This is a genomic window from Erwinia sp. L03-1 (assembly GCF_058686115.1).
Genome location: NZ_CM178762.1, coordinates 3,121,514 through 3,141,993 on the forward strand (window position 1 = coordinate 3,121,514; position 20,480 = coordinate 3,141,993).

Below are 20,480 nucleotides of genomic sequence, written 5' to 3' on the forward strand. Positions count from 1 at the left end.
TCATAGAAACGTCAGATTAAGGAGTTGAGCTATGGCTGTAACTAAGCTGGTTCTGGTACGTCACGGCGAAAGCCAGTGGAACAACGAAAACCGCTTTACCGGATGGTACGATGTTGACCTGTCCGATAAAGGCCGTACCGAAGCCAAAGCAGCAGGTGAGTTACTGAAGAAAGAAGGTTTTACCTTCGACTTTGCTTACACGTCCGTGCTGAAACGAGCCATCCATACCCTGTGGGCTATTCTCGACGAAGTTGATCAGGTCTGGCTGCCGGTTGAAAAATCATGGCGTCTAAACGAGCGTCACTACGGTGCGCTGCAGGGGCTGGACAAAGCTGAAACCGCACAGAAATACGGTGACGACCAGGTTAAGCAGTGGCGTCGCGGCTTTGCCGTTACGCCACCGGAACTGGATCGCAGCGATGAGCGTTTCCCGGGCCACGATCCACGCTACGCGGGCCTGACCGCTGAGCAGCTGCCGACCACGGAAAGCCTGGCGCTGACCATCGATCGCGTGCTGCCCTACTGGAATGAGTCCATTCTGCCGCGCATGAAAAAAGGTGAGAAAGTGATCATCGCTGCTCACGGTAACTCACTGCGTGCGCTGGTGAAATACCTGGATAACATGAGCGAAGAAGAGATCCTCGAGCTGAACATCCCGACCGGCGTACCGCTGGTGTATGAGTTTGACGAAAACTTCAAGCCGATCAAACACTACTATCTTGGCGATGCCGACGAGATTGCCGCTAAGGCAGCCGCCGTGGCTAACCAGGGTAAAGCGAAGTAGGCTTGCCCCCTTCCCTTTTGGGAACAAAAAATCCGCCCCCGGGCGGATTTTTTTATGCCTGTTCCGGGGGCAACCGCAGCTGGCGCCCCCTTCTGCCATCAGCCGCGACGGACTCTGACGGCCTCGGCCAGCTGGCGAAGCACCTTAGTGGTATCGTCCCAGCCGATGCAGGCGTCGGTCACGCTCTGGCCGTAGACCAGCGGCTCACCGCTCTCCAGGCTCTGGTTGCCTTCAACCAGATGGCTTTCAATCATCACGCCCATAATGGCCGCTTCGCCGCCAGCAATCTGCTGAGCAACGTCACTGGCAACGTCCATCTGCTTCTGATACTGCTTACTGCTGTTGGCATGGCTAAAGTCGATCATCACCTGCGGGGTGAGTCCAGCCTGCTCCAGACCGCGCTTAACGGTATCCACATGCTCAGCGCTGTAGTTTGGCTCTTTGCCGCCGCGCAGGATGATATGGCAGTCAGCGTTTCCGCTGGTTTCGACAATGGCTGAGTGGCCATATTTGGTCACCGACAGGAAGCAGTGCGGCGCACTGGCCGCATTAATGGCATCGATCGCCACCTTGATGGTGCCGTCGGTACCGTTTTTGAATCCTACCGGGCAGGAGAGACCGGAGGAGAGTTCGCGATGAACCTGCGATTCGGTGGTTCGGGCACCGATTGCCCCCCAGCTCATCAGGTCGGCGACATACTGCGGGGTGATCATATCCAGAAACTCACCGGCGGTGGGTAAACCGGAATCGTTGATTTCCACCAGCAGGTTACGGGCTATGCGCAGCCCGTCGTTGATCTGGAAGCTGCCATCCATATGCGGATCGTTGATTAACCCCTTCCAGCCTACGGTGGTACGCGGCTTTTCAAAATAGACCCGCATTACCACTTCCAGCGCATCACCCAGCTCCTCGCGCAGGCTGATCAGGCGTCCGGCATACTCTTTTGCCGCCGCCGTGTCATGGATGGAGCACGGCCCAATCACCACTAAAAGGCGATCGTCCTCTTTTTTAAGGATAGCGTGAATGGCCTGGCGGGAGCGGGCTACGGTCTGTGCCGCCAACTCCGTGGCCGGAAACTTTTCGAGCAGAGCTACAGGGGGTAAAAGTTCCTTTATCTCTTTGATTCTTAAGTCATCATTCTGATAGTTCATAATCTTTCCAGTATCGTAGTCGCAGTACTGCACACCTGGCGCATCCCGCCCAATTTATCGCGTGCACAGGTTGCTGTAAATCGACGGAGAGAAATTCCTGATAAGGATATTTGCCGTTTTTCCATCCTTAACTACACTTTATTGTGCATACACCTAAAAAAAACGCATAAAGATCACCAGCTTCAGGCGGGCGAACGTTATGCGTCTGGGTATTTATCACCATACTCAGCGTTATTTGGACTGCTTTTATGCCGACTTTTCGGCACTACACAAAATGAATGGGGCAAAATGATGAATAAGATCGCAATCGTACTTCTGGCAACCGCAATGACTTTCGGCAGCACCGCAGCAATGGCTGCAGGCAGCGGCGAAGGTAATTCCAACAACGCCGCCGCAGCGGGCGCGGTAGCCGGTGGCGCAAAAGATAACCTTGCACCTAACAACGTTGATAACAACAAAATCAACACCGGGAGCGAAACCACCACGCAGCCGGTGAAAAAGCATCATAAAAAGGCTAAGCATCATAAAAAAATGACCGCTGACCAGATGGATAAAAACGCCCAGTGTAAAGACGGCAAATGCCCGGACATGAACAAAAAAGTGGGTCCAGGCGCGGATACTAAAACCGATGGCACCACCAATTAATTCGTCCTTATGACAAAAGGGGGCGCTGCATACTCCCTTTAGTTGGCCGACAAACCCCACTCTCAGGTGGGGTTTTTCTTTTTTAGCGATTTTATCTTCGGACCCGACATCGGAGTAAGCAGACGCTTTCACCTCTACCTGACCCAGCCAACCCTCGCGGACCACAACGGCTAAAAGCCCGACCGCCGGATATGACCGCGCTGAATTTATTGATATCATTAGCAGAAGTATACTGACGGAACTGGAAATTTATGGCTCACACCCACACTGAAGATAAGGGCAACCAAAACCGCCTGCTGGCGGCGTTTATTGTCACTGCGGTATTTATGGTGGCAGAAATTGCGGGTGGCCTGCTTTCAGGCTCACTGGCGCTGCTGGCCGATGCCGGACATATGCTGACCGATACGGCTGCCCTGCTGATGGCGCTTCTGGCGGTGCATTTCGCCCGGCGTAAACCGAGCGCGCGTCACACGTTCGGTATGCTGCGTCTGACCACGCTGGCAGCCTTTGTTAACGCCATCGCCCTGTTGGTGATCACCGTACTGATTGTCTGGGAAGCGATTCGCCGCTTTATGCATCCGGAGCCTGTCGCCGGCGGCGTCATGCTGGTCATTGGCGTGGCCGGGCTCTTTGCCAACCTGTTCTCTTTCTGGCTGCTGCATCACGGCAGCGAAGAAAAAAACCTCAACGTACGGGCGGCTGCGCTGCACGTACTGGGCGACCTGCTCGGCTCGGTCGGCGCCGTCGCGGCCGCGCTGGTGATTATGTATACCGGCTGGACGCCAATCGATCCGCTGTTATCCATTCTGGTCTCCCTGCTGGTGGTGCGCAGCGCCTGGGCACTGCTGAAAGAGAGTCTTCATGAACTGCTGGAAGGTGCGCCTTCACGGCTGGATGTGGAAAAGCTCACGAAGATGCTGAAGCGCGGTATCCCGGAAGTGCGCAATGTGCATCATATCCACCTGTGGCAGGTGGGTGAAAAACCGGTCATGACGCTGCATGTGCAGGTTATTCCGCCACGCGACCACGATGCATTGCTGCACCGCATTCATGAGTATCTGCACGAACACTATCAGATAGCCCATGCCACGGTGCAGATGGAGTATCAGCACTGCGAGGAGGCTGACTGTACGCTAAGCGCAGAGTCAGCCGGACACGCGCACCATCACCACTAAGTTATAACGAGAGCGCCCGCTCGCCCTGCTGCCGGGCGCTCCGGATCCACAGCCAGCTACCATTGAGCGCAATCAGCGTCAGAATGACATATTCTACCGCCATCGCCCAGACGCCCTGCCGGGCAAAAATCATTACGCTTATCACGTTAATGACCACCCAAATCAGCCAGTTTTCGACGTATTTCCGCGTCATTAAGATCATCGCAACAATGGATAGCACCATCAGACAGGAGTCCCAGAACGGGAACGCATCCGGCTGCAGCGTCGGCTGCGTCACCGCCAGCCCCATCGCCTGCATGCCTTCCACCGCAATGGCGGTCAGCCAGGCAAATACCGGATTGATATAGCGCGTCATCAGCGCGATAGCGACAACGCAGACCACCAGCCAGGCCAGCGCCTTCGGCAGTCCCATCCAGCGGATTTTTAGCGCCTGCTGATGATCCGCCGTCTGCCTGCTCCAGGCATACCAGCCGTAAATATTGGCTACCAGGAAAAAGAGCTGGAGCAACAGACTGGCGTAGAGTTGGATCTGGAAGAAGATCACCGCGAAAAGGGTGACGTTTACCAGACCAAACGCATAGTTAATAATTTTTTCCTGGCTGGCAAGCCAGATGCAGAGCAGCCCTGCCAGCGTGCCTGTGGCTTCAATCCACGAGAGATCGTAACCGCCTGCGCCGAGGGGAATGTGAACCAGAATATTATGCGTGCTGAAAAAATCCATATTGACACCTTTTGCTGAGCAGTAAGGAGGCCCGTTTATTTTTTTAAACCCGCTGCGAAGGTTAACATACGATTCAGCGGGATCAACGCCGCTTCACGCAGTGTAGCCGCCACCTGAATTTCGTGCGTGTCGCCCGCCTGTTCCAGCCCGTCGGCAATCGCTTTCAGCCCGTTCATGGCCATCCAGGGACAGTGCGCGCAGCTGCGGCAGGTGGCTCCCTCGCCTGCCGTCGGCGCTTCAAGCAGCTCTTTTTCAGGGCAGGCCTGCTGCATTTTGTAGAATATGCCCCGATCGGTGGCGACGATAAGCTGCGGGTGCGGCAGCGTTTTAGCCGCCTGGATAAGCTGGCTGGTGGAGCCTACTGCATCAGCCAGATCAACAATGGCCTGTGGCGATTCAGGGTGTACCAGCACCGCCGCCGCCGGATAGAGCGACTTCATACGATGCAACGCCTGGGTTTTAAACTCATCATGGACGATACAGGCTCCCTGCCAGCAAAGGATATCGGCTCCGGTTTGCCTGGCGACATATTGCCCAAGGTGACGATCCGGCGCCCAGAGGATCTTCTCACCGAGACCGTCCAGATAATCAATCAGTTCTACGGCAATGCTGGAGGTCACCACCCAGTCAGCGCGGGCTTTGACGGCCGCAGAGGTGTTGGCATAGACCACGACGGTGCGTTCGGGATGATTATCGCAGAACCGGCTAAATGCTTCGTCCGGGCAGCCAAGGTCGAGGGAACACTCCGCTTCAAGGGTGGGCATCAGGACGGTTTTCTCCGGGCTGAGGATTTTAGCCGTCTCCCCCATAAATCGTACGCCCGCCACCAGCAGCGTTGAGGCGCTATGCTGGCTGCCAAACCGCGCCATTTCGAGCGAATCGGCTACGCAGCCGCCGGTCTCTTCCGCCAGCGCCTGTATTTCAGGGTCGGTGTAATAGTGGGCCACCATCACCGCATCACGCTTTTTCAGTAAATCTTTGATTTTTTCCCGGCAGAAAGCCTTCTCCCCGGCAGTCAGTCGTGCGGGTTTAGCCGGTAAAGACCAGGCCGTCTCAGGATTGAACATCAGGCTCATATCGCGACTCTCGTTTCTGGAACTTAACCCATTCAGCAGAATTAAGGCTTCATTACGCTTAAATTCGGATTTTTGTTTGATATGCTAAACAAGATAGCCGAATTTTTTTTCCCTGTCGTCGGTTTTTTCATCTGTGGCGAGAGGGGCCGGCTCCGTCTCTCGGTGAAATATTCGCGGCTGTGGGCAGTTTCCCGCTCGCAATGCATTGTTTGCCGATGTGGGCTGCTTCCGGCTCGCAATGCATTATTCGCCGGTGATGGACTGCTTCCCGCTCGCAATAAGCTATTCGCCGGTATGGGCAGGGTTCAGCAGGCTGCCTGAATCACCATAGTGGGTAGCTTCAAGTCGTAGCAGCAGCGCCTTGACCTCAAGCCCGCCAGCAAAACCCGTCAGTTTGCCATTGGAACCGATCACACGGTGACAGGCGGCAATGATTGAAATCGGGTTTTTTCCATTGGCCGCGCCCACTGCGCGCACCGCCGCAGGGTGGCCGATTTGGCGGGCAATCTGCGCATAGCTGCGGGTTTCACCAAAGGGGATTTCCAGTAGCGCCTGCCACACCTTTTTCTGAAAATCGGTGCCGACAAAATCGAGAGGCAGGCTAAAACGGGTAAGCTCGCCGGAAAAATACGCGTTAAGCTGACGCGCCGTCTCCAGCAGCACCGGATGCGCTGGATCCTCCTGCGGCGACATCGGACGGACACGCTCAGGGTTTTCATTCTCCCACAGCACCGCCGCCAGTCCTCTGTCGCTGGCAATCGCCGTCAGCTCGCCCACCGGCGAAGATATCCTTTTAAAGAAATAATTCATCATACTCACCCTGCGTCACGCCTTGTAGAAACAATAACGCTTATTATGCTTAATCCAGCAGGGTCTGCCAGCCGTTTTCGGACAGGGGAATAAACCGGTTAGCCGTCCGAAAACCGCCAGTTATGAAAATGATTCATTGCTATCTTCGGTGTCAGGCGATGCCCACCGGACAGCAGAAAACCTGCATGCTCTTCCCCTCCACCCGATGCAATAAGGCAGCAGAATGATCGATCGTACCGTAGCCTGGCGTGCCCTGACCTCACGCGACGTCCGCTTTGACGGCGTGTTTTATGTTGGCGTCACCTCGACAGGAATTTATTGTCGGCCTGTCTGCCCGGTCAAACCGCCCCATCAGCAGAACTGCCTGTTTTTTGACAGCGCCGAAGCTGCAGAAAAAGCCGCCTTTCGCCCCTGCCTGCGCTGTCGGCCTGAGCTGGCACCGGGTAATGCGCCGATCGATAACGGCCAGCGAATTGCTAATCTGCTTATCCAGCGTATTGAAGACGGCCAGATCGATGCGGCAGAAGGATTAGAGCAGATTGCCGCCCGCTTTGCGCTTAGCTCCCGGCAGCTACGACGCATCATGCATAAAGAACTCGGCGTCTCTTTCGTTGAGCTGCGGCAAACCCGGCGTCTGCTGCTGGCAAAGCAGCTGCTGACCGAAACGGCACTGTCGATCACCGAAATTGCCTATGCCAGCGGCTTCGCCAGCCTGCGGCGGTTTAACGAGGTATTCAGCAGGCAGTACCGGATGCCCCCTGGGCGCCTGCGTAAAACCGTTCGCGAAACCGGATCCGCAGTCCAGGGGGAAACCTCAACGCTGCTGCTGAGCTATCGCCCACCCTATGACTGGGCGTCCCTGCTTGACTTCCTGCGCCTTCGCGCCCTAAAAGGCATAGAGACCGTGGATCACGAGAGTTATGCCCGTACGGTGCGTCTGGGGCAATATACGGGCTGGGTGCGCCTGTCACATCAGCCGCATAAGAACAGTTTGCGCGTGGAGTTTACCCACTCCCTGATACCGGTCCTGCCCGTACTGCTCCGGCGGCTGAGACATTTATTCGATCTGGACGCTCATCCCGATCGCATCACCACCCACCTTGAGCAATCCCCGCTGCTGCGGGAAAGCCTGCAAAAAAACCCGGGGCTCAGGCTTCCCGGCGCGTTTGATGGTTTTGAAACGCTGGTCAGGGCCATTCTGGGCCAGCAGATTACGGTTAAGGCCGCTACCACGCTCGGTGGGCGCTTCGCCGCAGCCTTTGGCGAGCCGTTCGCCACCCCGCTGCCGACGCTTACGCATTTGACGCCGCGGGCGGCAGACGTGGCGCAGGCCAGCCTGGATGAGGTTGCCCGCCTGGGCATTATCAGCGCACGCGCACGGACGCTTATCGCCGCTGCCCAGGCCTGTGACAGCGGGGCGCTGACGTTTGATGCCATAGCGCATCCGGAGCAGGCTATTGCCGCACTGACTGCCCTGCCGGGTATTGGCCCCTGGACCGCACACTATATCGCCATGCGCGCGCTGCACTGGCCGGATGCCTTTGTCAAAGAGGATGTGGTCGTGAGGAAGAATCTGGGCGGCGTCACCGCCAGAGAGGCGGAGGCGCTTGCGGAAGTCTGGCGTCCATGGCGCGGCTATGCCGTTATGCATATCTGGAAAAATCTGGCGCCCTGAGCGTGCGCTTCGTTATCAGACCCGACCTGCTGTAGCTTCGCACCCTGCACGAATGCAGAAAAGCAAAAAGGCGCCTTTAGGGCGCCTTTTGACATTGGTGGGTCGTGCAGGATTCGAACCTGCGACCAATTGATTAAAAGTCAACTGCTCTACCAACTGAGCTAACGACCCGCTGAAGCGGTGTACTGCCTGTTACTACCTGATAGTGGTGGGTCGTGCAGGATTCGAACCTGCGACCAATTGATTAAAAGTCAACTGCTCTACCAACTGAGCTAACGACCCGCTGAAGCGGTGTACTGCCTGTTACTATCTGATAGTGGTGGGTCGTGCAGGATTCGAACCTGCGACCAATTGATTAAAAGTCAACTGCTCTACCAACTGAGCTAACGACCCACTTTCGTGCTGTCAGAACGTTTTAACATATGTCCCGGCAACGGCGGCATATATTACTGATTTACCGATTCAGCGCAACCACTATTTTAAACTAACCCGTTCAACTGACTACCTTTCGCGCGTATGGACCAGAAATCACGCGATAACAGGTCAAAGCGTGACACTTACTGCGCGCCAGCCCGTTTTTGCGCATTTTTTGCCGCGTCACTGTTCGGATAAAGTTTGACCACCTGCTGCCAGACGGCTTTCGCTTTTTCCGTGTCGCCCTTCTCCTGCATGATCACGCCAACCTTGTAGAGTGCGTCAGGACTTTTCGGTGACTTAGGGTATTTCTTGACCACGGTGGCAAAATAATAGGCCGCGTCGTCTTTTTTACCTTTGTTGTAATTCAACTGCCCCAGCCAGTAGTTCGCATTTGGCTGGTAGGTTGAATCCGGGTATTTTTTTACAAATGCCTGAAAAGCAGTAATCGCCTGGTCGTTCTGTTTTTTCTCCAGAACAAGGGCGACCGCCGCATTGTAATCGGTATTGGCATCTCCGCTTTGCACGCCAGCCGCAGCCGCGCCGCCGTTCGCGTGCGTGCCGTCTGAGGCTGCTGCGGCATCCTCACCCGATACGGTCGGCTGAGCCTGAGCATCAGAACCTGTATTAGCACCAGCAGAGGCATTAGCGCTGCCAGCGCTGCTGCTTAGCGTATCAATCTGCTGATAAAGGTTTTTTTGACGCTCGGTGACCTGATTCAACTGATACTGATTTTCCTGAATCTGTCCACGGAGGGAATCGATATCGCGCTGGGTATCGGAGAGCTGCTGCTGAAGCTGCTGGAGAAGTTGTCCCTGAGCATTCGAGATACGCTCAAGGGTAGTGACGCGGTCATCGACCGAGCCTGAGCCAACGTTACTGATTGACGCCTGGGCATTAGCGGCCCAGGGAGCCGCTACGCCAACCAGTAACGACAGACCCAACAGGTGAAGTCTGAAGTTACTAATCATGTGATTCTCTTAGTAGACCAGTACGGCACGACGGTTTTTGGCATAAGCCGCTTCGTCATGACCCAGCACCGCTGGCTTCTCTTTACCGTAGGAGACGATAGAGATCTGATCGGCAGAAACGCCTTTGCCCTGCAGGTACATTTTAACCGCAGTCGCACGACGTTCGCCCAGGGCGATGTTGTACTCTGGCGTTCCGCGCTCATCCGCATGACCTTCTACGGTCACTTTGTATGATGGGTTGTTACGCAGGAAAGTCGCATGCGCGTCCAGCATCTGAGCGAAGTCAGACTGGATGTCATACTTGTCCAGACCGAAGTAAACGATGTTGTTTTTCTGCAGTTCCTGCATCTGCAGGCGAGCCTGCTCGTCAGAAGACATGTTGCCGCCGCCGTTCATGCCGCTGTTCATGCCGCTATTTGCACCATCGCCCATACCGCTGGTCTGGTCGTTGTTGTTGTTTTTGTGTGAGCTACAAGCAGCCACTGCGATTACTGGCAGTGCCAGCATTAAGCCTTTCAGCACTTTATTCAGTTGCATTTCTACAATCCTATTATTGTTTGCCATACATATTTACACATGCATCACAGATACGGCGACCAGGCAGGTGATTTTACCTGTCCATCGGTTGCCGGAAGACGCGCTTTGAAACGCCCATCAGTCGAAACCAGCTGCAGTACGGAACCCATACCCTGTGTAGAGCTGTAGATTACCATCGTGCCGTTTGGTGAGAGGCTTGGCGTTTCATCCAGGAACGTGTCCGTTAATTGTTGCACGGCTCCCGTTTCCAGATCCTGCCTGGCGATGTGCTGCGCACCACCGTTGGTGCTAACCATCACCAGTGATTTACCGTCAGTGCTGATGTCGGCATTCTGATTCTGAGAACCTTCCCAGGTCAGACGCTGGGCTGCGCCACCGTTAACACTGATTTTATAAATTTGTGGACGACCTGCCTGATCGGAGGTATAGGCCAGCGTCTGGCTGTCCGGGAACCAGGTAGGTTCGGTATTGTTATAGCGACCGTCCGTTATCTGGCGGATCTGACCGGAACCCAGATCCATCACGTACAGGTTCATGCTGCCGGTCTTCGACAGGGTGAAAGCCAGCTTAGTACCATCCGGTGAGAAGGCCGGTGCGCCGTTATGGCGTGGGAATGAGGCCACCTGACGGATAGCACCGTTTGCCAGCGTCTGAATGACCAGCGCTGATTTACCGCTTTCAAAGGTCACATAGGCCAGTTTGCTGCCATCTTTTGACCAGGCCGGAGACATCAGCGGCTGCGGTGAACGATGAACGACAAACTGGTTATAGCCGTCATAGTCGGAGACGCGCAGTTCGTACGGGAACTGACCGCCGTTAGTCTGTACGACATAGGCGATACGCGTACGGAATGCACCCTTAATGCCGGTCAGCTTTTCGAATGATTCGTCACTGGCGGTGTGCGCGGCGTAACGCAGCCACTGTTTGGTGACCTTATACTGGTTTTGCGCCAGAATAGCACCGGGATTCCCTGAGGTATCCACCAGCTGATAAGAGACCAGATAGCTGCCGTCAGCTCCCGGCTGTACCTTACCCACTACCACGGCATCAATGCCCAGTGCGGTCCACGCCGCAGGCTGGACTTCCGCCGCCGTCGTCGGCTGCTGTGGCAGACGGGCGCGATCCAGCGGATTAAATTTCCCGCTGTTGCGTAAGTCTGCCGCCACGATGCCGCCGATATCTTCAGGTGCGGCACCCGGACCGTCCCATTTGAAAGGCACGACGCCAATTGGACGCGCGGTGTTCACCCCCTGGGTGATTTCAATACGAACTTCTGCATGCGCGACCGCGACAAACAGCAGTAAAAAACTCAGTGCTACACGAAATGCCTGCTTCATCTTTTCTCCCTTACCTGAACGCGTTGTCCACGATAATTAGCAGTGTTTCAAAGAACCGTGAATGCATATGTAGAGTCCGGCACGGGAGTTTTGGTTCCCCCTGCCGGAACATACCGGTTTATTATGGCTTGAATATCAGCGTTGCGTCTTTCACCGCCTGATAAACATCCGCGCTTGGCGGCTTCGGTATCCGCGCCATTCTGGCTGCATTGATTGCCGCCTGGCACAGCGCCGGATCGCCCCCCGACTGCACGGCCGAAATTAACAAACCATCAGGTGCAAGTTTGATGCGAACGTCGCAGGTTCTGCCCTTGAACGTATCTGAATCATAGAACTTACTCTGAATTGCGCCCTGCACCTGGCCAAGATAGCTGTCAATGGCCGCGCCGGAAGCGCCGGATTTTTTCTGGTTACCCTGCCCCGCCGCGCCACCGGATTTACCCTGCTTTGGCGCATTCTTGCCAGAACTGAGTCCGCCCAGCAGATCGTCAACATCACTGCTGTCTTTCGCGGCTTCAGCTGCTGCTTTTTTCTTCGCATCGGCCGCGGCTTTTGCTTTGGCAGCAGCGGCGGCTTTCGCTTCCGCTTTTGCCTCTGCTTTGGCTTTCGCTTCTGCCTGAGCCTCGGCTTTCGCTTTCGCTTCCGCCTTAGCCTCTGCTTTCGCTTTCGCCTCTTCCGCAGCCTGTTGTTTGGCTTCCTGCGCCGCTTTGGCCTCTTCGGCGGCCTTCGCTTTCGCATCGGCGGCGGCTTTGGCTTTTGCCTCCTGCGCAGCCTTCACCTTAGCGGCTTCAGCCGCAGCCTCTTTGGCCTCGGCTTCTGCCTGCTTTTTAGCCTCGGTGGCTGCTTTTTTGGCTTCAGCCTCCGCTTTCTTGTGCGCATCAGCCGCCGCTTTAGCCTGCGCGTCAGCTTTCGCCTTTGCGTCAGCCTGAGCTTTAGCCTGCGCGTCAGCTTTGGCCTTTACCTGCGCGTCTGCCGCCGCCTTAGCCTGCTCATCCGCCTGCGCCTTTGCGTCAGCCTTAGCCTGGGACGCAGCAGCCTCAGCCTGCTTCTGCTGCTCCCCGGCCTGCTTTGCCGCTTCCTGCGCCTGCTTCTGTTCTGCTGCCTGCTCGGCCGCCTGCTGCTTCGCTTCCTGCTGCGCCTGCAAACGCTCTTTTTCCATCTGCTTTAGCTGCTGCTGTTCCGCCGCCTGCTTCTGCTGTAGCTCTTCCGCCTGCTGTTTTGCCTGCTTCTGACGCTGCTGCTCGGCACGCTTGCTGTCGCTCTGTTGATTCTGCTGACGATTGTACTGTTCAACCACCGCGCCAGGATCAACCATTACTGCATCAATATCACTACCGCCGCCGCCGCCGCTGGCTTCGATATGTTCGTCAAAAGAGCTCCAGATCAGCAGTGCAATCAAAAAGATATGCAGAATAACTGAAATAATAATCGCTCGTTTTAACTTATCGTTTTGCTCGGTTGCCTTCGACACTCTCGGTTCCCAAAAACGGTTCGAATGAATTAAATCGGCTGCGTCATCAAGCCAACAGACTTAACGCCTGCCTGATGCAGCAGGTTAAGCGCCTTGATGATCTCGTCATAGGGCACGGTCTTCGCACCGCCAATCAGGAAAACCGTCTTCGGATTCGCCTGGATACGACGCTGCGCTTCAGCAATGACCTGTTCAGGAGGGAGCTGCTCCATGCGGTCGTGATCGACCACCAGGCTGTACTGCCCTACTCCCGCCACTTCCACGATCACCGGTGGATTATCATCGCTGGAAACGGTTTTTGAATCCGTTGCGTCCGGCAGGTCAACTTCCACGCTCTGGGTAATGATGGGAGCCGTTGCCATAAAGATCAGCAGCAGCACCAGCAGCACGTCCAGTAGAGGCACGATGTTGATTTCGGACTTCATGTCGCGGCGACCGCTGCGACCACGCTTTCTGGCCATAGAGCCTCCGCTGTTACTTGCTGACGTCGCTGGAGAACGCCTGACGATGCAGAATGGCCGTGAACTCTTCCATAAAGTTATCGTAATTCTGTTCCAGCCGGTTCACGCGCTGATTCAGGCGGTTATACGCCATGACCGCCGGGATCGCCGCAAACAGACCGATCGCCGTGGCAATCAGCGCTTCTGCGATGCCCGGTGCCACCATCTGTAGCGTGGCCTGTTTAACCGCGCCCAGGGCGATAAAGGCATGCATAATCCCCCAGACCGTACCAAACAGCCCGATATAGGGGCTGATCGACCCCACGGTGCCGAGGAATGGAATATTGTTTTCCAGCGCTTCCAGCTCGCGGTTCATTGAAATGCGCATGGCGCGCGTCGCCCCTTCCACCACCGATTCAGGCGCATGGTTATTGGCGCGATGCAGGCGGGCAAACTCTTTGAAGCCCGCATAGAAAATTTGTTCAGATCCCCCCAGCTCGTCGCGACGCGCCTGACTCTCCTGATAAAGGCGCGAGAGTTCGATTCCCGACCAGAATTTATCTTCGAATGCGTCCGCATCACGCCCTGCCGCATTCAGAATGCGGGTACGCTGAATAATGATTGCCCAGGAGGCGATAGAAAACCCAATCAAAATCAACATGATAAGTTTGACCAGAAGGCTCGCCTTCAGGAACAAATCAAGAATGTTCATGTCAGTCACTGCTTGAACTCCGCGACAATAGACTTGGGAAGCGCAATTGGCTTCATTAGGTGTGGATTAATACAGGCGATAAGGACTTCCGCTTCGTTCAGCGTCTGCCCCTCTGCATTCACAATTCGTTGTGCGAAAGTCATCGTCGTTCTGGTCATCCTTACTACCTCCGACTGCACCTCGAGAAGATCGTCAAGGCGCGCAGCGGCAAGATAGTCAACCGTCAGGCGACGCACGACAAACGCAACCTGCTGTTCCAGCAGCGTCTGCTGATTGAAATGGCGCTGGCGCAGCATTTCAGTTCGTGCCCGTTCATAAAAAGCGACATAGCTGGCATGGTAAACCACACCACCGGCGTCCGTGTCTTCGTAGTAAACACGCACCGGCCATCGAAACAGCGTTGTACTCACTTCTATATCCCGGTATGGCTTTTAAAAAGTCAGGCTGCATCCCCAGGGGACGTAGCGTTGTTGCTATCTCTGGCGTTAGCGTAGAGACGGCTGAGGCAATAACTCCCCGCGTAACGGCTTAAAATTAACGTAACGCTTGCCGTACTATACGCAAGAGATATGCCCTTGGGAATGGGTTGCCAGAGGGGAGAGAAAATAATTATCGTTTGGAAACAACTTGATTGTTTTTGACAGACTTTTCAGACAGAACATGACAGTGCCTGAAGCAGATAGAGAGGGGTAAACCTAACCTGACGCAGCCGGGATAAGGGCGACGTAAAGCCGCCCGACACGCTCACTTAAAAAAGAATATCAGCCCCTGCCAGACCGCCAGCTCACCGCTGTTAGCCGCAAAGCGGGCGGGCTCCCAAAAGATACAGCCCGCCAGTAGCAGTGCCATCAGCAGGGACAGCGCCCGTATTGGGCTGCTGTCCATCACCTTAAGCGCACGAAAAATTCCCGTTGTCATCAGCGTTCGTTTTTCACTTCGCTCTCTTCGATATGCTCTATCGCCAGCGCCGTAATGATGCCAAAGGCGCAGGCCAGCAGCGTGCCAAGTATCCAGGCAAAATACCACATTGTGCAGCTCCTCGATCAGTAGAGTGAATGGGTGTTATTTTCAATCTGCTCACGCGTGATGCGACCGAACATTTTGTAATAACACCAGGTTGTGTACGCCAGAATAATCGGCACAAAGATAATGGCGGCCACGGTCATAATTTTCAGCGTCAGCAGGCTCGAGGTCGCGTCCCACATTGTCAGGCTGATATTCGGAACCGTGCTGGATGGCATAATGAACGGGAACATCGCCACCCCCGCCGTCAGGATCACGCAGGCCAGCGTCAGGGAAGAGAAGAAAAACGCCCAGGCGCCCTTCTCCAGCCGCGAACAGAGCACCGTCAGCAGCGGCAGTACCACGCCCAGCGCCGGGATAGCCCAGAGTATTGGGGCATGGTTGAAATTCACCAGCCAGGCACCCGCTTCACGCGTCACCACCTTAGCCAGCGGATTCGATGGCGCATTGTGATCCAGTACAGAGCTCAGCACGTAACCCTCTATGCCCTTCATCACCCACACGCCCGCCAGCACAAAGCACACCATCATCACCAATGCTGAAATCTGCGCGGCCCCGCGAGCACGGGTGTGCAGTTCGCCGGTGGTGCGCATCTGTAAATAGGTGGCGCCCTGCGTCAGGATCATGCTGACGCTGACGATACCCGCCAGCAGCGCAAACGGATTCAGCAGCTGGAAGAAGTTGCCGGTATAGAACAGACGCAGGTATTCATCGGTATGAAAAGGCACGCCCTGCAACAGGTTGCCGAAGGCGACGCCAATCACCAGCGGCGGCACGAAGCTACCGATAAAAATGCCCCAGTCCCAGGTACGACGCCAGCGTGGGTCTTCAATCTTCGAACGGTAGTCAAAACCCACCGGGCGAAAGAACAGCGAGGCCAGCACCAGGATCATCGCCACATAGAAGCCGGAAAAGGCCGCGGCATAGACCATTGGCCAGGCGGCAAACAGCGCTCCCCCGGCGGTGATCAGCCACACCTGATTGCCGTCCCAGTGCGGGGCGATACTGTTGATCATAATGCGTCGATCGGTATCAGTCCGCCCGAGAATGCGTGAGAGCATGCCCACGCCCATATCAAATCCGTCCGCCACGGCGAAGCCAATCAGCAGTACGCCGATCAGCGCCCACCAGACAAATCGCAGCAGTTCATAAGTGATCATCAGAAGACTCCTGTCTTAGCGTGCTGCCGGTGTGGTAAGGGGAGACTGTTCGCAGTGATAGCGACCCGTTTTCAGGCTGCCTGGGCCCAGTCGGGCAAACCTGAACATCAGATACATTTCAACCACCAGGAACATCGTGTAAAGCCCGCAGATGAGAATCATCGAGAACAGCAGATCGCCAACCGTCAGTGAGGAGTTCGCCACCGCCGTCGGCAGCACCTCGCCGATGGCCCAGGGCTGACGGCCATATTCCGCGACAAACCAGCCGGACTCGATGGCGATCCACGGCAGAGGAATGCCGTAAAGCGCGCACTTAAGCAGGAAGGTACTTTTGCCAATGCGGTTACGGACTACCGCCCAGAACGCAGCGCCGATAATCAGTAGCATCAGGATGCCGCTGGCGACCATGATGCGGAATGAGAAGTAAAGTGGCGCGACCTGAGGAATGGAGTCTTTGGTCGCCTGGGCAATCTGCGCTTCAGTGGCATCGCTGACGTTTGGCGTATAGCGTTTCAGCAGCAGGCCGTAGCCCAGATCTTTTTTCACCGCGTTGAAGGCGGTGCGTACCTGAGCGTCATCGTTGCCGGATCGCAGCTCGGCCAGCAGCTGATAAGCTTTCATCCCGTTACGGATGCGCACCTCATGCTGCCCCATCAGCTCTTTCAGCCCGGTCACCTGCTTATCAAGTGAGCGGGTAGCAATCAGCCCCAGCGCCCAGGGGATCTGAATAGCGTATTTATTTTCCTGTGCCTGCTGATCGGGTATACCAAACAGCGTAAAAGGAGCCGGCGCAGGCTGGGTTTCCCATTCGGCTTCAATCGCGGCCAGCTTCGTCTTCTGCACGTCGCCGATTTCATAACCTGACTCGTCCCCGAGCACGATAACCGACAGTATTGCCGCCATGCCGAAGCTTGCCGCAATCGCAAAGGAGCGTTTAGCGAAGGCCACGTCGCGGCCGCGCAGCAGGTAAAAGGCGCTGATACCCAGAATAAACATCGCGCCGCAGGTGTAGCCCGCTGCCACGGTATGGACGAATTTCACCTGAGCGACCGGATTGAAGATAAGCTCTGAGAAGCTGACCATCTCCATGCGCATCGTTTCAAAGTTGAAGTCAGAGGCGACGGGGTTCTGCATCCAGCCATTCGCGACCAGGATCCACAGCGCAGAAAGGTTTGAGCCTAATGCCACCAGCCAGGTCACCGCCATATGCTGGACTTTTCCCAGTCGGTCCCAGCCGAAGAAAAACAGCCCGACAAAGGTCGATTCCAGAAAGAAAGCCATCAGACCTTCAATCGCCAGCGGTGCGCCGAATATATCCCCGACGTAGTGTGAATAATAAGACCAGTTGGTCCCGAACTGAAACTCCATGGTCAGTCCGGTAGCCACGCCCAGGGCAAAGTTAATACCAAATAACTTGCCCCAGAATTTAGTCATATCTTTGTAGATTTGCTTACCTGACAGCACGTAAACCGTTTCCATTATCGCCAGCAAAAACGCCATTCCCAGCGTTAAGGGCACAAACAGAAAGTGATACATAGCGGTCAGAGCAAACTGTAAGCGCGACAGTTCGACAATATCAAACATCTTGACTCCTTGCTCCTCGTTCGAGGGTGTTGGCCCTTGAGATGCGCCCTGCCAGGCGGGGCGGTGGGCCAATGCCAGTAACTAAAAAAGATCCCACGGGTGAGTAAAATAAAGATAATTAATCTCTTTTCAGCGCGCTTTATTAGAAATACCCGCGCTTAAAGGGATATCCGTGGCAAAAAGTGAAAGCGGCCACCTTTAATGATAAATAAAACTTAATTATTAAGAATTATAAATTTCAGCGTGAAGATCATTCTTCAAAATAGGCACCCGACAGGTGCATTTTGATGTAACGCAATTTAATCCAAAAGGCTGCATCTAATCCAGAACTAACAATTTAAATAGATTGTACTTTCTTGATATTAATCAAAGTGTGCACGTTGATTTATATGCTAGCGAGGTTTTATTGTTAATTTATTGTATTTTTCTGGCCGGTACTAGAAATAATAAAACAATAATCACCTGGATTATTTAACCGAAGCGGCAGGCGAGAGGGAAGCGAGGTAACTGAATAATAGAGGCTGAAGCACGGAGGACCAGGATTATGCTGAACAGGATACGGCCCAGCCCGCCATATAAAAGGCCTGAATCCACCGATGTGGCGAACTCAGGCCGGGGGTGCTGCCCGTTTAACCTCCCCTGCGCTGGCTTAGCTCAGGACGGCGGCACAGTAATGCAATACGTCGGGTTAGCGAGGCAGAACGGCTTTCACCGCTTCGCCGATGTCGGCCAGGCTGCGCACGGTTTTCACCCCTGCGGCTTCCAGCGCGGCAAATTTCTCATCCGCAGTGCCCTTGCCACCGGCAATGATCGCGCCCGCATGGCCCATACGTTTGCCTTTTGGCGCGGTCACACCGGCAATATACCCCACCACCGGCTTGGTGACGTTTGCCTTGATAAAGGCGGCTGCCTCTTCTTCAGCGCTGCCGCCGATCTCGCCGATCATCACAATCGCTTCGGTCTGCGGATCGTCCTGGAACAGGGTCAGAATATCAATAAAGTTAGAGCCGGGGATCGGATCGCCACCGATACCGACGCAGGTTGACTGGCCATAGCCGATATCCGTGGTCTGCTTAACGGCTTCATAGGTCAGCGTACCCGAGCGGGAAACGATACCGATACGTCCTGGCTTATGAATATGGCCCGGCATGATGCCGATTTTGCATTCGCCGGGGGTAATAACGCCCGGACAGTTAGGGCCAATCATGCGCACGCCCGCTTCGTCCAGCTTCACTTTCACCGTCAGCATATCCAGCGTAGGGATACCTTCGGTAATGGTGATGATCAGCTTAATCCCCGCTTCTATGGCTTCCAGGATACCGTCTTTACAGAAAGGAGCCGGAACATAGATAACGGATGCGGTCGCACCGGTCGCTTCTACGGCTTCGCGCACGGTATTGAAGACCGGCAGGCCCAGATGTTCAGTGCCGCCTTTGCCCGGCGTTACGCCCCCTACCAGCTGCGTACCATAGGCCAGCGCCTGTTCAGAGTGGAACGTCCCCTGGCCACCGGTGAAGCCCTGGCAGATTACTTTGGTGTTTTTATCGATCAGAATGGACATTATTTACCCTCCGCTGCGGCCACAACGCGCTGCGCCGCGTCGCTCAGGCTGGTTGCTGCAATGATATTCAGGCCGCTGTCTGCCAGTTTTTTGGCACCCAGTTCGGCATTGTTTCCTTCCAGACGCACCACGACCGGTACGTTAACGCCCACTTCCTCAACGGCGCCAATAATGCCGTCTGCGATCAGATCGCAGCGAACAATACCGCCGAAGATATTAACGAAAACCGCTTTGACCGCGTCGTCGGAGAGGATGATTTTAAACGCTTCGGTAACGCGTTCTTTCGTCGCACCGCCGCCCACGTCGAGGAAGTTAGCAGGCTGGCCGCCGCTGAGCTTCACGATGTCCATGGTACCCATCGCCAGACCGGCACCGTTGACCATGCAGCCGATATTCCCTTCCAGCGCCACGTAGTTAAGTTCCCACTGCGCAGCCTGCGCTTCACGGGCATCTTCCTGGCTCGGGTCGCGCATTTCGCGCAGATCCGGCTGGCGGAACAGCGCATTGCCGTCGGCACCCAGCTTGCCATCCAGGCAGATCAGATCGCCCTCTTTGGTGATAACCAGCGGGTTAATCTCAACCAGCGCCAGATCGCGCTCCAGGAACAGATTTGCCAGACCCATGAAAATTTTGGTGAACTGCCCTACCTGCTTGCCGGTCAGACCAAGCTTAAACGCCAGCTCACGGCCCTGATACGGCTGCGGACCGGTCAGCGGATCGAGCGCCATTTTGTGGATCAGGTGCGGGGTTTCCTCTGCGACTTTCTCAATTTCCACGCCGCCCTCGGTAGAGGCCATAAACACCACGCGACGGGTGCCACGGTCCACGACCGCGCCCAGATACAGCTCCTGGTCGATATCGGTCGCTGCTTCCACCAGGATCTGGTTAACCGGCTGACCCTGAGCATCGGTCTGATAGGTGGTCAGGCGTTTGCCCAGCCAGTGCTCGGCAAAGGCGCGGATCTCTTCTTTGCTTTTCACCACTTTCACACCGCCCGCTTTACCGCGGCCTCCGGCATGAACCTGACATTTCACTACCCACGGACCGGCGCCAATCTTGGAGGCGGCTTCTTCTGCTTCACGTGGTGTGGTGCAGGCATAACCGGTGGGTGCCGGTAAACCATACCGTGCAAACAGCTGTTTTGCCTGATATTCGTGTAAGTTCATGATGTTAATCCATTTAGTCGGGATAAACTCAGCCGCATCCGGCAGCGTGCCAGAGTATTGGCTCTCA

Annotated in this window: 20 protein-coding genes, 3 tRNA genes and 1 pseudogene; 4 read left to right on the forward strand and 20 right to left on the reverse strand. The window is 55.4% G+C overall.

Annotated features, from left to right (window positions below; translation table 11 throughout):
• Nucleotides 1-31: 31 nt before the first annotated feature.
• Nucleotides 32-784: a 2,3-diphosphoglycerate-dependent phosphoglycerate mutase gene (gpmA, locus tag AC4PCC_RS14360; RefSeq protein WP_067702447.1), complete on the forward strand. Its 753-nt coding sequence runs from the start codon at nt 32-34 to the stop codon at nt 782-784.
• 98 nt (nt 785-882) lie between these two features.
• Here the strand turns inward: gpmA and aroG are convergent, their stop codons facing one another.
• Nucleotides 883-1,935: a 3-deoxy-7-phosphoheptulonate synthase AroG gene (gene aroG / locus AC4PCC_RS14365; RefSeq protein ID WP_492124965.1), complete on the reverse strand. Its 1,053-nt coding sequence runs from the start codon at nt 1,933-1,935 to the stop codon at nt 883-885.
• A gap of 288 nt (nt 1,936-2,223) precedes the next feature.
• Between aroG and AC4PCC_RS14370 the strand changes: the two genes are divergently transcribed.
• Both AC4PCC_RS14370 and zitB read left to right on the forward strand, forming a co-directional pair.
• Nucleotides 2,224-2,580 (forward strand): protein YbgS, encoded by a 357-nt coding sequence (locus AC4PCC_RS14370; protein ID WP_492124966.1) that lies wholly within the window; start codon nt 2,224-2,226, stop codon nt 2,578-2,580.
• Between the two features lie 251 nt (nt 2,581-2,831).
• The gene (zitB, locus tag AC4PCC_RS14375; RefSeq protein ID WP_492124967.1) at nt 2,832-3,755 is read left to right on the forward strand and encodes a CDF family zinc transporter ZitB; all 924 of its coding nucleotides are present in this window, start codon (nt 2,832-2,834) and stop codon (nt 3,753-3,755) included.
• Between the two features lies 1 nt (nt 3,756).
• Here the strand turns inward: zitB and pnuC are convergent, their stop codons facing one another.
• From pnuC to AC4PCC_RS14390, 3 genes are all read right to left on the reverse strand, one after another.
• Nucleotides 3,757-4,476, reverse strand: a complete 720-nt coding sequence (gene pnuC, locus AC4PCC_RS14380; RefSeq protein ID WP_492124968.1) for a nicotinamide riboside transporter PnuC — start codon at nt 4,474-4,476, stop codon at nt 3,757-3,759.
• Between the two features lie 35 nt (nt 4,477-4,511).
• A complete protein-coding gene (gene nadA / locus AC4PCC_RS14385; RefSeq protein ID WP_492124969.1) occupies nt 4,512-5,552 on the reverse strand; it encodes a quinolinate synthase NadA in 1,041 nt (346 codons plus the stop codon).
• 282 nt (nt 5,553-5,834) lie between these two features.
• Nucleotides 5,835-6,362: a methylated-DNA--[protein]-cysteine S-methyltransferase gene (locus AC4PCC_RS14390; protein WP_492127531.1), complete on the reverse strand. Its 528-nt coding sequence runs from the start codon at nt 6,360-6,362 to the stop codon at nt 5,835-5,837.
• A gap of 223 nt (nt 6,363-6,585) precedes the next feature.
• Here AC4PCC_RS14390 and AC4PCC_RS14395 point away from each other — a divergent pair, with 223 nt between their 5' ends.
• Entirely contained in the window at nt 6,586-8,037 is a 1,452-nt protein-coding gene (locus tag AC4PCC_RS14395; protein ID WP_492124970.1) for an AlkA N-terminal domain-containing protein, read from the forward strand.
• A gap of 95 nt (nt 8,038-8,132) precedes the next feature.
• Here the strand turns inward: AC4PCC_RS14395 and AC4PCC_RS14400 are convergent.
• The 16 genes and pseudogenes from AC4PCC_RS14400 to sucC form a co-directional block, all read right to left on the reverse strand.
• Nucleotides 8,133-8,208, reverse strand: a tRNA-Lys gene (locus AC4PCC_RS14400).
• A gap of 35 nt (nt 8,209-8,243) precedes the next feature.
• Nucleotides 8,244-8,319: transfer RNA gene (locus AC4PCC_RS14405), tRNA-Lys, on the reverse strand.
• 35 nt (nt 8,320-8,354) lie between these two features.
• Nucleotides 8,355-8,430: transfer RNA gene (locus AC4PCC_RS14410), tRNA-Lys, on the reverse strand.
• A gap of 164 nt (nt 8,431-8,594) precedes the next feature.
• Nucleotides 8,595-9,422: a cell division protein CpoB gene (gene cpoB, locus AC4PCC_RS14415; RefSeq protein ID WP_492124971.1), complete on the reverse strand. Its 828-nt coding sequence runs from the start codon at nt 9,420-9,422 to the stop codon at nt 8,595-8,597.
• A 9-nt stretch (nt 9,423-9,431) separates the two neighbouring features.
• Nucleotides 9,432-9,959, reverse strand: coding sequence for a peptidoglycan-associated lipoprotein Pal (gene pal / locus AC4PCC_RS14420; RefSeq protein ID WP_067702424.1), 528 nt, complete (start codon nt 9,957-9,959; stop codon nt 9,432-9,434).
• Nucleotides 9,960-10,003: 44 nt separating this feature from the next.
• Nucleotides 10,004-11,296 (reverse strand): Tol-Pal system beta propeller repeat protein TolB, encoded by a 1,293-nt coding sequence (tolB, locus tag AC4PCC_RS14425; RefSeq protein WP_492124972.1) that lies wholly within the window; start codon nt 11,294-11,296, stop codon nt 10,004-10,006.
• 121 nt (nt 11,297-11,417) lie between these two features.
• The gene (tolA, locus tag AC4PCC_RS14430; RefSeq protein WP_492124973.1) at nt 11,418-12,767 is read right to left on the reverse strand and encodes a cell envelope integrity protein TolA; all 1,350 of its coding nucleotides are present in this window, start codon (nt 12,765-12,767) and stop codon (nt 11,418-11,420) included.
• A gap of 29 nt (nt 12,768-12,796) precedes the next feature.
• A complete protein-coding gene (tolR, locus tag AC4PCC_RS14435; protein WP_067702418.1) occupies nt 12,797-13,228 on the reverse strand; it encodes a colicin uptake protein TolR in 432 nt (143 codons plus the stop codon).
• Nucleotides 13,229-13,241: 13 nt separating this feature from the next.
• The gene (gene tolQ, locus AC4PCC_RS14440; protein ID WP_197473287.1) at nt 13,242-13,919 is read right to left on the reverse strand and encodes a Tol-Pal system protein TolQ; all 678 of its coding nucleotides are present in this window, start codon (nt 13,917-13,919) and stop codon (nt 13,242-13,244) included.
• 5 nt (nt 13,920-13,924) lie between these two features.
• Nucleotides 13,925-14,329, reverse strand: a complete 405-nt coding sequence (gene ybgC / locus AC4PCC_RS14445) for a tol-pal system-associated acyl-CoA thioesterase (protein ID WP_492124974.1) — start codon at nt 14,327-14,329, stop codon at nt 13,925-13,927.
• Between the two features lie 340 nt (nt 14,330-14,669).
• A pseudogene (locus AC4PCC_RS14450) lies at nt 14,670-14,837 on the reverse strand (cyd operon YbgE family protein); the annotation flags it as partial.
• Nucleotides 14,837-14,947 (reverse strand): cytochrome bd-I oxidase subunit CydX, encoded by a 111-nt coding sequence (cydX, locus tag AC4PCC_RS14455; protein WP_067702413.1) that lies wholly within the window; start codon nt 14,945-14,947, stop codon nt 14,837-14,839. The pseudogene AC4PCC_RS14450 and the gene cydX, both read right to left, overlap by 1 nt.
• A 15-nt stretch (nt 14,948-14,962) precedes the next feature.
• Nucleotides 14,963-16,102 (reverse strand): cytochrome d ubiquinol oxidase subunit II, encoded by a 1,140-nt coding sequence (cydB, locus tag AC4PCC_RS14460; RefSeq protein ID WP_492124975.1) that lies wholly within the window; start codon nt 16,100-16,102, stop codon nt 14,963-14,965.
• A 15-nt stretch (nt 16,103-16,117) separates the two neighbouring features.
• The gene (gene cydA / locus AC4PCC_RS14465; protein ID WP_492124976.1) at nt 16,118-17,686 is read right to left on the reverse strand and encodes a cytochrome ubiquinol oxidase subunit I; all 1,569 of its coding nucleotides are present in this window, start codon (nt 17,684-17,686) and stop codon (nt 16,118-16,120) included.
• A 688-nt stretch (nt 17,687-18,374) separates the two neighbouring features.
• Entirely contained in the window at nt 18,375-19,247 is an 873-nt protein-coding gene (sucD, locus tag AC4PCC_RS14470) for a succinate--CoA ligase subunit alpha (RefSeq protein WP_067702404.1), read from the reverse strand.
• Nucleotides 19,247-20,413, reverse strand: coding sequence for an ADP-forming succinate--CoA ligase subunit beta (gene sucC / locus AC4PCC_RS14475; RefSeq protein ID WP_067703655.1), 1,167 nt, complete (start codon nt 20,411-20,413; stop codon nt 19,247-19,249). The genes sucD and sucC overlap by 1 nt, the downstream gene beginning before the upstream one ends.
• Between the last annotated feature and the right edge of the window lie 67 nt (nt 20,414-20,480).

Bases quoted from the DNA above. Each gene is read 5' to 3' on its own strand.
- gpmA (WP_067702447.1), top strand. From the start codon at position 32: ATGGCTGTAACTAAGCTGGTTCTGGTACGTCACGGCGAAAGCCAGTGG.
- aroG (WP_492124965.1), bottom strand. From the start codon at position 1,935: ATGAACTATCAGAATGATGACTTAAGAATCAAAGAGATAAAGGAACTT.
- AC4PCC_RS14370 (WP_492124966.1), top strand. From the start codon at position 2,224: ATGATGAATAAGATCGCAATCGTACTTCTGGCAACCGCAATGACTTTC.
- zitB (WP_492124967.1), top strand. From the start codon at position 2,832: ATGGCTCACACCCACACTGAAGATAAGGGCAACCAAAACCGCCTGCTG.
- pnuC (WP_492124968.1), bottom strand. From the start codon at position 4,476: ATGGATTTTTTCAGCACGCATAATATTCTGGTTCACATTCCCCTCGGC.
- nadA (WP_492124969.1), bottom strand. From the start codon at position 5,552: ATGAGCCTGATGTTCAATCCTGAGACGGCCTGGTCTTTACCGGCTAAA.
- AC4PCC_RS14390 (WP_492127531.1), bottom strand. From the start codon at position 6,362: ATGAATTATTTCTTTAAAAGGATATCTTCGCCGGTGGGCGAGCTGACG.
- AC4PCC_RS14395 (WP_492124970.1), top strand. From the start codon at position 6,586: ATGATCGATCGTACCGTAGCCTGGCGTGCCCTGACCTCACGCGACGTC.
- cpoB (WP_492124971.1), bottom strand. From the start codon at position 9,422: ATGATTAGTAACTTCAGACTTCACCTGTTGGGTCTGTCGTTACTGGTT.
- pal (WP_067702424.1), bottom strand. From the start codon at position 9,959: ATGCAACTGAATAAAGTGCTGAAAGGCTTAATGCTGGCACTGCCAGTA.
- tolB (WP_492124972.1), bottom strand. From the start codon at position 11,296: ATGAAGCAGGCATTTCGTGTAGCACTGAGTTTTTTACTGCTGTTTGTC.
- tolR (WP_067702418.1), bottom strand. From the start codon at position 13,228: ATGGCCAGAAAGCGTGGTCGCAGCGGTCGCCGCGACATGAAGTCCGAA.
- tolQ (WP_197473287.1), bottom strand. From the start codon at position 13,919: ATGAACATTCTTGATTTGTTCCTGAAGGCGAGCCTTCTGGTCAAACTT.
- cydX (WP_067702413.1), bottom strand. From the start codon at position 14,947: ATGTGGTATTTTGCCTGGATACTTGGCACGCTGCTGGCCTGCGCCTTT.
- cydB (WP_492124975.1), bottom strand. From the start codon at position 16,102: ATGATCACTTATGAACTGCTGCGATTTGTCTGGTGGGCGCTGATCGGC.
- cydA (WP_492124976.1), bottom strand. From the start codon at position 17,686: ATGTTTGATATTGTCGAACTGTCGCGCTTACAGTTTGCTCTGACCGCT.
- sucD (WP_067702404.1), bottom strand. From the start codon at position 19,247: ATGTCCATTCTGATCGATAAAAACACCAAAGTAATCTGCCAGGGCTTC.
- sucC (WP_067703655.1), bottom strand. From the start codon at position 20,413: ATGAACTTACACGAATATCAGGCAAAACAGCTGTTTGCACGGTATGGT.